Origin of the sequence: Pseudobutyrivibrio sp. C4, assembly GCF_900111635.1 — a bacterium.
Classification (GTDB): Bacteria; Bacillota; Clostridia; order Lachnospirales; family Lachnospiraceae; genus Pseudobutyrivibrio; species Pseudobutyrivibrio ruminis.
In genome coordinates this window covers 17917-30586 of sequence record NZ_FOHF01000007.1, presented here as the reverse complement: position 1 = coordinate 30586, position 12670 = coordinate 17917, and the positions used below count along the sequence as shown (strand labels likewise).

The window sequence follows — 12670 nt, the reverse complement described above, 5'->3', positions numbered from 1 at the left end:
ACGCTAACATAAAAATATTGACAGGTAAATAGGTTATGCGTATAACTAAAAACAAGGAGGAGATGCTATGGTAAGAATCAAAGACATTGCAAAAACATGCGGGGTAAGTACAGCAACTGTATCGTATGTACTTCATGGCAAGTATGAAAAGGTCTCAAAGGAAGTAAGAGAAAGAATTGAAGCAGAAATTGCAGAAAGTGGATATATTACAAATCAATCTGCCATCAATCTGGTTAGCAGATGCTCAGGCTTAATTGGCGTAGCGGTAATGGATTCCAGCGATAAAAAGGATATTATGGGGGATCCATATTTTAGTATCCTCTTCTCCTATCTTGAAAAGGAATTTAGAAAGAGAGACAAATATATCTTAATAATTTTGGATCAGTCTCCAGAACGAGTTGTTAAGGATGCCTTAAGATGGAATTTGGATGGACTGATTCTAAGTAACTACACCAAGGAAGCCATGATTGCAATCAGCCAGGAGTTTGTGAAACCAATTGTTACCATAGATGCCGCCTTTGTTTATGAATACGATAAACTGGTGCAGGTGTTTATAGACGATTACGATGGTGGCTACAAAATCGGCAGTTATTTGGCATCAATAGGCCATACAAATGTAGCAATGCTTGATGACAATGATGAGGAAGAAACAAGACATAGATGGCGTGGATTCCGCCAAAGCTTTATCGATAATGGTATTGAAATCGATGAAAGCTCTCACTTTATTATCGATATGAAAAGGGAAGAACTGCAGGAAGGTTTGGACAGAATCTATCCAGCCTTAATAGAAAAATCAGCTGTATTTTGCATTTCAGATTTTTATGCATTAAGAGTAATAAAGTATTTAAACGAGCATGGGAAAAAAGTGCCTGAGGACATATCAGTAACGGGATTCGATGATATATTATTCTCAAAATTATCTACACCGGAGCTTACTACAATACGCCAAAACGTGCAGCAAAAAGCAGAATCCGCAGTGGAAAGCATGATGAAAATGATTAAGAATAAGCCAGTGGAACATAACATAAAATTGCCTGTAGAGCTGGTTATTAGGGAGTCATGTAGGCAGTTGTAAAATATTAATAAAAATAAAAAACTAAATATGTCACATAGTAATAGTTATGTGCATAACCTTTGACCCAAGATTAGTCTTGGGTTAATTTTTAGTTACAAGGTTATTCGTATAACTAAAGGAGGACAGAATGGAAAAGGCATGGTGGAAAGAAAGTGTCATATACCAGATTTATCCAAGATCTTTTTGTGATTCAAATGGTGATGGCATTGGTGATTTAAATGGTATACGAAGTAAATTAGATTACTTACAAAAGCTTGGAATAAACGTAATTTGGCTAAGTCCAATATATAAATCTCCTAATGATGACAATGGATATGACATCTCAGATTATCAGGACATAATGGATGATTTTGGAACAATGGACGATTTCGACGCCCTATTAAAAGAGGCTCACGAGCATGGAATCAAAATTGTAATGGATTTGGTAGTTAATCATACATCGGATGAGCATAAATGGTTTATCGAAAGCAGATCTTCAAAGGATAATCCTAAGAGAGATTATTACATCTGGCGAGAGCCAAAGGATGGCAAAGAGCCAAACAACTGGGGGTCATGCTTTTCTGGGTCGGCATGGGAATATGATGAAAAGACTGGTATGTATTATCTACATTGCTTTTCAAAAAAGCAGCCTGATTTGAACTGGGACAACGAAAAAGTAAGAGATGAAGTTTTCAACATGATGACCTGGTGGTGTGAAAAGGGCATTGATGGATTCAGAATGGATGTTATTTCCATGATTTCAAAAGTACCAGGATTGCCTGATGGAAACAAAGGCGATGGGGCTTTATATGGGGACTTATCTAATACAACAAACGGCCCAAGAGTTCACGAATATCTAAAAGAGATGCGTAAACGTGTGCTTTCAAAATACGACTTGATTACAGTTGGTGAGTGCGCAGGCGTGACAATAGAGGAAGCAAAGAAATATGCAAATTTACATGATTCTGAGCTGAATATGGTTTTCCAATTTGAGCACACAGGACTAGATTACGACGAACGAGGAAAATGGACAACCAAAAGATTCTACTTGCCAGATCTTAAGGCAAACTTAAGTAAATGGCAGAATGAGCTCGAGGGCCAGGCATGGAATTCGTTGTATTGGGACAATCACGATCAGCCAAGAATTGTATCAAGACTTGGAGATGACTCACCACTATCAGCAAAATGCATCGCCACAGTTCTTCATATGATGAAGGGGACACCTTATATTTACCAGGGCGAAGAACTGGGAATGACAAATTATCCTTTCAAATCAATTGATGAATGTAGAGACATTGAAATACTAAATGCTCACAAGGAATTGGTTGGCGGAGGCCGAATGTCAGAGGAGGATTTACTGGCAGGAATCAGAGCTAAGGGCCGAGACAATGCCAGAACTCCAATGCAGTGGGATGACAGCAGCGAAGCTGGATTTACATCAGGAAAGCCTTGGATAGGGGTAAATCCAAATTACAAGACAATAAATGCTAAGGCTGAACTGGAAGATAAGAACTCAGTTTTTTATTACTATCAAAAGCTTATCCAGCTAAGGAGAAACAGCGAGTGGTCAGACATTATCGTATATGGAACATACCAGCTTTTAGACAAGGAAGATGAAAATATATTTGCATACACAAGACAATTGGGGGACAGAAAAATTCTTGTTGTATGTAATGTAAGTGCCAATGAGGTGCAATACAAGCTGGATTTTGAGGTGGAAGAAAAGGCATGCTTAATCCGTAATTACGATAATGTGGATTTGGAAAAAGAGATGAGAGTCCCAGCATGGTTTGCAGGTGTTTGGGAAATCTAAATCCTGGTGTTGACATCATGCGAGAATGTTTAGTATATTGTATACATCTCGTGAGGGAGTAGCTAGCGCTATTAAACGAATGCGTTGTTTGTCAACAGACTCGGGATTTACCCTGGCAAACATTAAATAGTGAGACTCACGTGTAGCCATAGATTTGGTTACACGTGGGTCTTTTTTGTTATATTAGCCCTCACAAAAAAGGAGTTTAATATGAGTGTAGTAGACATATTTTTATTCGGAGTAGGTCTATCAATGGATGCATTTGCTGTTGCAATCTGCAAAGGACTGGCAATGAAGCAGGTAAACAAAAAGCAAATGTTTATGATAGCACTATTCTTCGGTGGTTTTCAGGCGTTGATGCCACTGATTGGTTTCATTTTGGGAAGTGCATTTGCTGATATGATTTCAGCCTATGACCATTGGATAGCCTTCATACTTCTGTTGTATATAGGTGGCAAAATGGCTATTGAGGCAATCAAAGAATGGAAGGATGAGGATAAGGTGGAAATCATGGATCCACCACTTGATTACAAGGAGCTTACACTTCTTGCAATTGCCACAAGTATTGATGCATTAGCCTGTGGTGTTACTTTCTCATTCTACGAAGGATTTAACATACTTCGTGCAATCTTAATTATTGGTTTAACAACATTTGCTATTTCAGCAGGTGGTGTTTATGTGGGAAATATTTTTGGTAATAAGTTCAAGGCGAAGGCTCAGTTATTAGGCGGATTTATCCTGATTTTCCTGGGCGTTAAAATCTTGCTTGAGCATTTATTTGGAATATCATTTGGGTTTTAAAGGAGGAGAATAAATGACATTTTTTAGCACAATACCAGGAGCTTTGATTCTCTTGGTGGTAGGATTTGTATTTTTGATTAAGGGGGCAGATTTCTTCGTTGAAGGTGCATCTGCAGTAGCAAAGAAGCTTCATGTTCCAGCACTTGTAATTGGTATGACAATCGTTGCAATGGGAACATCGCTTCCAGAGCTTTCAGTTTCTGTTACAGCTTCCTTAGCAAACAGTAATCAGCTTGCAATTGGAAACGTAATTGGCTCAAACATCTTTAATTTGATGGTAGTTTTAGGAAGCTGCGCGTTGTTTTCAGCCCTTGAAGTAGCTGATGACACTATTAAAAAGGATTTTCCTTTTTCAGTAGCATGTGCAATTGCTCTTATGGTTATGGGATTAATCGGAAGCTCAGTAGGACATTTAGATGGAGCAATTCTTCTTGTAGCTTTTGCTATTTTCCTTGGTTCAATGCTAATGACCGCAAAAAATCACAGAGCACATGAAGCAGAGCTTGCTGAAGAAGATGTAGAAAAAGAAATTGTAGATATTCCAACATGGCTTTGCATTATCTATATCGTTGGTGGTGCAGTGGCAATAAAGTTTGGCGGTGATTGGGTAGTTGATTCATGTACAACACTTGCTCTTAAGTTTGGTATGTCAGAAACTCTTGTTGGTCTTACAATTGTTGCCCTTGGAACATCACTTCCAGAGCTTGTTACATCAATTGTTGCAGCTAAGAAAAACGAGCTTGATATGGCAATCGGAAATGTTGTTGGTTCAAATGTATTCAATATTCTTTTGATTTTAGGTACAGCAGGTGCTATTTCACCTATGACTTACCTTACAGTAAACGCTATTGATACATTGATTCTTGTAGCTTTTTCAGCTGTTGTGTGGCTCATGTGTTTAAAGAAAAAGAATCTTAATAGAGCTAATGGAATCATCATGTTGCTACTTTATGTGGCATATCTTGCTTATATCATCGTAAGAGATGGCGGTGTAGCATAGATTAAATGTGGTAAAAAGAACGGTGTTATGGTAAAATCATAAAGTTTAAAGGGTTGAATAAGGAGGTAATTTTATGGGTCTTTTAGACAATCTTTCAGATAGCATTAGAAGTACCACCCAAGACCTTGGAAAAAAAGCTCAAAACGCTACAGATATGACCAAATTGCAGTATGACAAAAAGGTCAAAGAAGGCGAACTTATCAAGCTCTATGAAAAGCTTGGCAAGAAATACTATCAAGAGCACAAAGATGAGGACAGCGAAGATATCAAACGAATCACCGCTGTGACTCTTCGAATCAAAGAGATATCAGATGATATCATGGCACTTAAAGGCGGTGTAGCCTGCCCTAAGTGTGGCGCATTAGTCAAAAATGGCTCCATGTACTGTAGTGCATGTGGAGAAAAAATAGAGGATATTTTTGAAGAGTAGGAGTTAAGAATGGGTAACAAAGGCAATTATTACATCACCACAGCAATTGCTTACACATCAGGTAAGCCACATATTGGAAACACATACGAAATCGTGCTTGCAGATTCAATCGCTCGTTTCCGTCGCCAGGAAGGATACGATGTTTTCTTCCAGACAGGAACAGATGAGCACGGTCAGAAAATCGAATTAAAGGCCGCTGAAGCAGGCATCACTCCAAAGGAGTTTGTTGACAATGTTTCAGGTCAGGTTAGAAATATTTGGGATTTAATGAACACATCTTATGACAAGTTCATCCGTACAACAGATGAGGATCATGAGAAGCAGGTTAAGAAGATTTTCAAGAAGCTCTATGATAAGGGCGATATTTACAAGAGCTCATACGAAGGACTTTACTGTACACCATGTGAGTCTTTCTGGACAGAGTCACAGCTTGTTGATGGCAAGTGTCCTGACTGCGGGCGTGAGGTTCAGCCAGCAAAGGAAGAAGCTTACTTCTTCAAGATGAGCAAATACGCTGACAAGCTTATTGATTATATCAATACACATCCTGAGTTTATTCAGCCAGTTTCTCGTAAGAACGAGATGATGAACAACTTCCTTCTTCCAGGATTACAGGATCTTTGCGTTAGCCGTACATCATTTACATGGGGAATCCCAGTAGATTTTGATCCAAAGCACGTTGTATACGTATGGCTTGATGCTCTTACAAACTATATCACTGGTATTGGTTATGAGTGTGATGGTGAGTCATCTGATCAGTTCAAGGCTTTATGGCCAGCTGACCTTCACCTCATCGGAAAGGATATCATCCGTTTCCATACAATTTATTGGCCTATTTTCCTTATGGCACTTGATCTTCCACTTCCAAAGCAGGTATTTGGACATCCATGGCTTCTTACAAAGTCAGCTGATGGTGGCGATGACAAAATGTCTAAGTCAAAGGGAAATGTTATCTATGCAGATGAATTAGTTGATTTCTTCGGTGTAGATGCAGTTAGATATTTCGTGCTTCATGAGATGCCATTCGAGAATGATGGTGCTATTTCATGGCCACTCATGGTAGAGCGTGTAAATTCAGACCTTGCAAACACACTTGGAAACCTTGTAAACCGTACAATCTCAATGAGCAACAAGTACTTCGGTGGAGTTGTTGAGGATAAGGGTGTTACAGAGGATGTTGATGCAGATCTTAAGGCTGTAGTTACAGGCACAGTTGCAGCAGTTGAGTCAAAGATGGCTGAACTTCGTGTTGCAGATGCTATTACAGAAGTATTCAATCTCTTCAAGAGATGTAACAAATATATCGACGAGACAATGCCTTGGGCACTTGCAAAGGATGAGACAAAGCAGGATAGACTTGCTACTGTTCTCTACAACTTGGTTGAGGGTATCTCAATTGGTGCTACTCTTCTTAAGGCTTTCATGCCTGAGACATCAGAAAAGGTATTAGCTCAGATTGGTGCTAAGGAAATTCCTTACGATGAGCTTTCTACTTTCGGTCACTATGTAAACGGTGACAAGGTAACAGATGCTCCAGAGATTCTCTTCGCACGTCTTGATCTTGATGAGGTTATGGCAAAGGTAGCAGAGCTTCATCCAGCACAGCCAGAGGAAGCAGATGCTGATGATGAGGAAGGCATCGATATCGAAGCAAAGCCTGAAATCACATTTGATGATTTCATGAAGCTTCAGTTCCAGGTTGGTAAGATTGTTTCTTGTGAAGCAGTTAAGGGTTCAAAGAAGCTCCTTTGCTCACAGGTAAAGATTGGTTCACAGACAAAGCAGATTGTTTCTGGTATCAGCAAGCACTACTCTCCAGAGGAGATGGTTGGAAAGAAGGTTATGGTTCTTGTAAACCTTAAGCCAGCAAAGCTTGCAGGTGTTCTTTCAGAAGGAATGTTACTTTGCGCAGAGGATGCTGAAGGCAACCTTTCACTCATGACACCAGAGAAGTCTATGCCATCAGGCGCGGAGATTTGTTAATATGATTTTTGAGACACATGCTCATTATGATGATGAGAAGTTCGACGAGGATAGAGTCGAACTTCTTTCTCATTTATTGAGAGAAAACAATATCGGTAATATTGTAAATGTAGGTGCAACCTTTAGAGGATGTAAGGACAGTATAAAACTGGCTGAGGAATACGATAATGTATACGCAGCCATAGGAATACATCCAGAGGAAATAGATGAAATAAACGAAGATGTCATCAATTGGCTCAAGGAAAATTCATCAAATCCAAAGGTTGTTGCAATAGGTGAAATCGGCCTTGATTATTACTGGGTGAAGGAGCCGGAACAAAGAGCAAAACAGCGTCTTTGGTTCGACAGACAGATGGATTTGGCTTTAGAGTTGAATTTACCGGTAATTATTCACTCTAGAGATGCGGCAGAAGACACTTTAAACACAATTATTAGGTATAATACACAAGGATTAAAAGGTATTGTCCATTGTTATTCATATTCCAAGGAAATAGCCATGGAATATGTGAAAATGGGATGGTATATTGGTGTTGGAGGAGTAGTCACTTTCAAGAACGGCAGAAAGCTAGTTGAGACAGTAGAGGCTGTTCCAATCGAAAACATTGTTCTTGAGACAGATTGCCCATATATGGCGCCTGTCCCACATAGAGGCGAGCGTAACAGCTCAATCTATCTAAGTCATGTGGCTGAAAAGGTTGCAGAGCTAAAGGGCCTTTCTGTAAAAGAAGTGGAAGATATTACCTATGAAAACGCCTTAAGGGTGTATACTAAAAGCAAAAGGAAATAAATATGGCATATTTAAGTAATCCAACATATACGAGAGCTGTTTTGGAAGCTCATGGATTCTCATTTCAAAAGAAATATGGACAGAACTTTCTTATTGATGGCAATGTCCTTGATAATATCATTGATGCAGCAGGCATTACAAAGGACGATTTTGTTCTAGAAATCGGCCCTGGTATAGGAACAATGACACAACGTCTTTGCGAGGAAGCAAGGGAAGTTGTGGCAGTGGAAATCGATAAAACACTTATCCCAATTTTGGATGATACACTATCTACATACAAGAATTGGACAGTTATCAATCAGGATATTTTAAAGGTTGATATTAACAAATTGGCCCTTGAGAAAAACGGTGGAAAGCCGATAAAAGTAGTGGCAAATCTGCCATACTACATTACAACTCCAATTATCATGGGGTTATTTGAAAGTCATGTACCACTTGAGTCAATTACAATCATGATTCAAAAAGAAGTGGCCGACCGAATGAAAACTGGACCAGGTTCCAAGGAATACGGAGCTTTGTCTTTAGCGGTTCAGTATTATTCAAATCCAGAGATAATATGTGAGGTTCCGCCAAGTTGCTTTATGCCCCAGCCAAAGGTATCAAGCACAGTAATATCGCTGAGATGTCACAACAATCCGCCAGTTGAATGTGACGAGAAGCTTTTATTCCAGATTATTAGAGCTTCATTTAATCAGCGTAGAAAAACTTTATTGAACGGTCTTAGCAATGGGCTTCATTTTTCAAAGGAGCAAATTGCTGATGCTATAGAGCAGTGTGGTTTTGTACCAACTGTACGAGGAGAGGCGTTATCACTTGAAGATTTTGCCAAATTAACAAATGTATTAAAGCAGGCTTAGGAGATTAACAGACTAGTAGGGAGAGCTTAATTAATGGATGTCCGTAGCTACAGCAGAGAAGTTCAGCTTCTCATAGGTGAAATACAAAAAAATAGGGGCAAGGACTCAGGTACAGTTTTATCAGCTTGCGATAAGCTTTTAGCTTACGGTAAGGGCATGAAGGACGATGCCCTTATTGGGTATGCTTATTTTTCAAAGGGCGAAACCTATTATCTTTTAAATGACGCATCAAATTTCTATTCTCAAATGCTTTCTTGCATGGGACCTATGGAGCACGTAAAGGAGTGGGGATATGTTGCCATGGCAAACAATATGCTAGGCATTGTTTCTCTAAATCGCGGAAATGCTCCATTTGCCCTGGATTATTTCATTAAAGCAATCAGTATTTGTGAGGATTATTCACTTCCAGATATAGAGTGGATGATCCACATGAATCTTGGTTCATTGTACCTTAACATCGAGGAATACCAGAAATCCATTTCTCATACTGAAATTGCATATAGATATATTCTTGATCACAAGAGCTTGGATGGTTTTACTGAAAGTTATACAGCCATCCTACTTGGCATGGGACGAGCTTACTTAAATCTTGATAGAGAGGACAGATGTCTTGAAATCGAGAAGAAGCTTAGAACAGATTGTCTTCCATATTTGATGGAGATGGACAGAATAGTCATCTATTGCTATTTTGCACGAGTTCATCAGGCAATAGGCGAGGATGAAGCAAGAGACTATTGGATTGAAATGGTTAATAAGCATGCCAGCACAAGCATGCCTATTTTAGATGTGTTTGATGATTTCTATGATTATCTTCACATGCTTCTTAAAATTGAAAAATACGATGATTTCTTTAAAGCTTACACAGTTCTTGATGATTTAACAAAGCACACTTCTATCAAAAACTTAGAAAGAAAGCTTCTTACCCTTAAGATTCGTTACTACAGAAGAGTAGGACAAATCGAAGAATATAAAATCGCTTCAGTTTTGTATTTCGAGCTATCAGAATTTATGGAACGTGAAAATCGCTTGATGGTCAGCAATATGATCGTTATGCGTAATTCGTATATGGAGCTTACACAAATCAATAAAAAAGTCGAAGAGAAGAATACATTCTTGCAGAAACGTTCAGAGACAGACCCATTAACAGGAATGTATAATAGACTGAAGCTTAATGAGTATAGTGAGGAAGCCTTTGAAAAGGCCCTTATTAATAGATCTAGTATAGCAGTTGAAATCCTTGATATAGATTTCTTTAAGCAGTACAACGATAACTATGGTCACCAGGAAGGTGATAATTGTATCAAGTTCATTGCCAGCACTTTAATAGAGATGGCAAAAGAGGATGGCATTTTCACAGCAAGATATGGTGGAGATGAGTTCGTAGTTATCTATGAAGGTCTTACCAAAGAAATGGTGGAGGCCAAAGCAAATGAATTAAGAGATCGAATATACCAGCAAAAGTGGGAGCATAAGTTTTCTCTTACAGACAACATTGTAACCATTTCTCAGGGTATCTGTTATGGAATACCAGAAAGAGATGCTAGCATGTTTGGTTATCTTCAGGGAGCAGACAAAATGCTATACGAGGTTAAGCAGCAAAGCAGAAATGCAATTAAAATCTGCGATGCGACAGACTTAGTAGAACTAGAGGATGAATAAAAATGAAAACCATTAAAAAGATTTTTTTTGATGATGTTATCAGTCTAGTGAAGAATTTTTTCGCTCTTGTTATTGTGGTAGGAATTTGTTTCTTGCCAGCCCTGTATGCATGGTTCAACATCTATTCTAACTGGGACCCATATGGCAACACAGGAGCGCTAAAGTTCGCAGCTATATCTTTGGACAAAGGATACACAGATGAAGAAGGTGAGTATCACAATCAAGGTGATACCATAATTGAAAACCTTCATGAAAATACCTCTGTGGATTGGCAGTTTGTCGATTCAGAGGAGGATGCTGTAAATGGAGTTTATAGCGGGGAGTATTATGCAGCAATTGTTGTAGATGAAGATTTCACATATAACATGTACAACGTTCTTACAGACGACGTCAAAAGACCGGTTCTACATTTCTATGAGAATCAAAAGAAGAATCCCGTAGCGACTAAAATTTCAGATACAGTAGCCCAGTCCTTGCAGAACAACATTAATGTGGCATTCACAGAAGTTGTTGTAAGCAAGGTATTTTCTAGTGCGTCAGATGTGTCAGAAGATTTGCAGGAAAAGGGCGGAGTAGACGAGATTGTAAACAAGCTTGAAAGCCTTAGCGCAGATTTAACTACATATCAAAATGCTATGACAACAATCATAGAAAACGATGCACAGCTTAAGGCTTCCTTAGAGGCAGCAGAACAGGATGCAACAAACGTCAAGAATCAGGCAGAGCAGAGTGCTAAGTCTCTTGAGACAGCTGGGAATATTACAGACAAAAGTGATACAACTATTAATTCTTACTCACAAACTGTTGAAAGAGCTATGACTCTTATAGAAGTAAAAGCAGCTTCTATGAATCAAAACCTTGATACAGCAAAGATAAGCGATGATGCCACAGAAGTTGCAAGAAGCCTTAAAGGGGCTATGCTTGATACTTTAGAGATGGCTGACGTAGCCATATATCTGCCAACTAAACTTGATGAAACAGAATTAAGTGCGGCAAAAACAGAATTCAATAATGTTGTTAATGAAATATTAGCCACCTATAAAGAATTGACAAATGGTGTTCCTGAGCAGATGATACCAGCGAATTTGAAAGAGATGGTAGCAAAGTTACAGTCAGTCCAGACTGCTATAAATTCGATTGATCCATCTTCAACAGAATATCAAAATCAGGTTGCAGCAGCTGACAAAGCAATCAAAGAAGCAACAGATGCATTAAATAATGTTAATGAAGAAGAATTAGTATCAGTTGGTACAGAGAACCTTAAGTCAGCAGCTACTGACGCAAGAACAAAGGGTGAAGAGTTAAATAAAACAATATCTGGACCACTTAGAGAAAAGATCGATGCAGGCTTATCTTCACTTGAAGGAATGCTTAACAATTCAAGCGCGATACTTAATACTGTTGGCGAAACATTTGGCAATTTAGTTGTAATGTTCGATGCAATTGGAAACACAGTAGATTGCGCAGATACAAGCTTACAAAAAACAAGCGAGGCTATCGTATACGTAAATGGAAGATTGATTGATGCAATAGCAGAAATCGAAGAAGCCGGCTCAGCTGATAAAATTCAAGTATTAGTAAATGCTTTATCTGGTGACCCGGAAGTATATGGAAAGTTCTTCTCAACACCAGTAGAAATGAAAACAGAAGCCGTATACCCTATCGAGAATTATGGTTCGGCAGTAGCACCATTCTATTCAACATTGGCATTCTGGGTAGGAGCATTGATATTAACAGCAATTATTAAAATTAAGCCAGATAAAAACAAATATCCAAATGCGTCTGAGAGACAATTATATTTCGGCAGATATGTCCTATATTGGGTACTTGGACAAGTTCAGGCGGTGATTATTGTATTAGGAGACATATTCCTGTTGCATGTGCAGTGCCTACATCCTTGGTTATTCTTATTGGCTGGATCAGTAATTGCCACCACTTTTACTATCCTAATCTATTCGCTTGTTACAACTTGGGGGGACGCGGGTAAGGCACTTGCAGTAGTACTTGTAGTTATTCAGATTGCAGGTAGTTCAGGAACATATCCTATTGAGCTTTTGCCAGAGTTCTTTAGAAAGGTATACATATTCTTCCCATTCCCATACGCAATCAACTCTATTCGAGAATGCTTATGTGGAACTTACGAATGCGACTATTTAAAGTACTTGGGTACACTCGTTATATTTATGGCTATATCACTTGTGATAGGTCTTTTGGTAAGAATTCCATTTGAAAAGCTTAATCATTACATGGAAGAGCGAATGGAAGATACCGAAATGATGTAGGAGG

At 38.8% G+C, this 12670-nt stretch carries 10 protein-coding genes; all 10 read left to right on the top strand.

The window, feature by feature from the left end:
* The first annotated feature begins 67 nt into the window (after nucleotides 1–67).
* The 10 genes from BMY66_RS10910 (at nucleotide 68) to BMY66_RS10865 (ending at nucleotide 12666) form a co-directional block, all read left to right on the top strand.
* Complete coding sequence (locus BMY66_RS10910) at nucleotides 68–1075, top strand: LacI family DNA-binding transcriptional regulator (protein ID WP_090395191.1); 1008 nt, start codon at nucleotides 68–70, stop codon at nucleotides 1073–1075.
* A 127-nt stretch (nucleotides 1076–1202) separates the two neighbouring features.
* On the top strand, nucleotides 1203–2867 hold the full coding sequence (locus tag BMY66_RS10905; RefSeq protein ID WP_090395190.1) for a glycoside hydrolase family 13 protein: 1665 nt from the start codon (nucleotides 1203–1205) through the stop codon (nucleotides 2865–2867).
* Between the two features lie 210 nt (nucleotides 2868–3077).
* Nucleotides 3078–3668 carry a manganese efflux pump MntP gene (locus BMY66_RS10900; protein WP_090395189.1) on the top strand — a complete coding sequence of 197 codons (591 nt, stop codon included), beginning with the start codon at nucleotides 3078–3080 and terminating at the stop codon, nucleotides 3666–3668.
* A 13-nt stretch (nucleotides 3669–3681) separates the two neighbouring features.
* The gene (locus tag BMY66_RS10895; protein WP_090395188.1) at nucleotides 3682–4668 is read left to right on the top strand and encodes a calcium/sodium antiporter; all 987 of its coding nucleotides are present in this window, start codon (nucleotides 3682–3684) and stop codon (nucleotides 4666–4668) included.
* Nucleotides 4669–4741: 73 nt separating this feature from the next.
* Nucleotides 4742–5098 carry a zinc ribbon domain-containing protein gene (locus BMY66_RS10890; RefSeq protein WP_074791019.1) on the top strand — a complete coding sequence of 119 codons (357 nt, stop codon included), beginning with the start codon at nucleotides 4742–4744 and terminating at the stop codon, nucleotides 5096–5098.
* A 9-nt stretch (nucleotides 5099–5107) separates the two neighbouring features.
* Nucleotides 5108–7081, top strand: coding sequence for a methionine--tRNA ligase (gene metG / locus BMY66_RS10885; RefSeq protein ID WP_044939313.1), 1974 nt, complete (start codon nucleotides 5108–5110; stop codon nucleotides 7079–7081).
* 1 nt (nucleotide 7082) lies between these two features.
* Nucleotides 7083–7868, top strand: coding sequence for a TatD family hydrolase (locus BMY66_RS10880; protein ID WP_044939316.1), 786 nt, complete (start codon nucleotides 7083–7085; stop codon nucleotides 7866–7868).
* Nucleotides 7869–7870: 2 nt separating this feature from the next.
* A complete protein-coding gene (gene rsmA, locus BMY66_RS10875) occupies nucleotides 7871–8725 on the top strand; it encodes a 16S rRNA (adenine(1518)-N(6)/adenine(1519)-N(6))-dimethyltransferase RsmA (RefSeq protein WP_044939319.1) in 855 nt (284 codons plus the stop codon).
* Nucleotides 8726–8758: 33 nt separating this feature from the next.
* Nucleotides 8759–10384, top strand: coding sequence for a tetratricopeptide repeat-containing diguanylate cyclase (locus BMY66_RS10870; protein WP_049960443.1), 1626 nt, complete (start codon nucleotides 8759–8761; stop codon nucleotides 10382–10384).
* A gap of 2 nt (nucleotides 10385–10386) precedes the next feature.
* Nucleotides 10387–12666: a YhgE/Pip domain-containing protein gene (locus BMY66_RS10865; RefSeq protein ID WP_090395187.1), complete on the top strand. Its 2280-nt coding sequence runs from the start codon at nucleotides 10387–10389 to the stop codon at nucleotides 12664–12666.
* Nucleotides 12667–12670 lie beyond the last annotated feature (4 nt).

Bases quoted from the DNA above. Each gene is read 5' to 3' on its own strand.
- BMY66_RS10910 (WP_090395191.1), top strand. From the start codon at position 68: ATGGTAAGAATCAAAGACATTGCAAAAACATGCGGGGTAAGTACAGCA.
- BMY66_RS10905 (WP_090395190.1), top strand. From the start codon at position 1,203: ATGGAAAAGGCATGGTGGAAAGAAAGTGTCATATACCAGATTTATCCA.
- BMY66_RS10900 (WP_090395189.1), top strand. From the start codon at position 3,078: ATGAGTGTAGTAGACATATTTTTATTCGGAGTAGGTCTATCAATGGAT.
- BMY66_RS10895 (WP_090395188.1), top strand. From the start codon at position 3,682: ATGACATTTTTTAGCACAATACCAGGAGCTTTGATTCTCTTGGTGGTA.
- BMY66_RS10890 (WP_074791019.1), top strand. From the start codon at position 4,742: ATGGGTCTTTTAGACAATCTTTCAGATAGCATTAGAAGTACCACCCAA.
- metG (WP_044939313.1), top strand. From the start codon at position 5,108: ATGGGTAACAAAGGCAATTATTACATCACCACAGCAATTGCTTACACA.
- BMY66_RS10880 (WP_044939316.1), top strand. From the start codon at position 7,083: ATGATTTTTGAGACACATGCTCATTATGATGATGAGAAGTTCGACGAG.
- rsmA (WP_044939319.1), top strand. From the start codon at position 7,871: ATGGCATATTTAAGTAATCCAACATATACGAGAGCTGTTTTGGAAGCT.
- BMY66_RS10870 (WP_049960443.1), top strand. From the start codon at position 8,759: ATGGATGTCCGTAGCTACAGCAGAGAAGTTCAGCTTCTCATAGGTGAA.
- BMY66_RS10865 (WP_090395187.1), top strand. From the start codon at position 10,387: ATGAAAACCATTAAAAAGATTTTTTTTGATGATGTTATCAGTCTAGTG.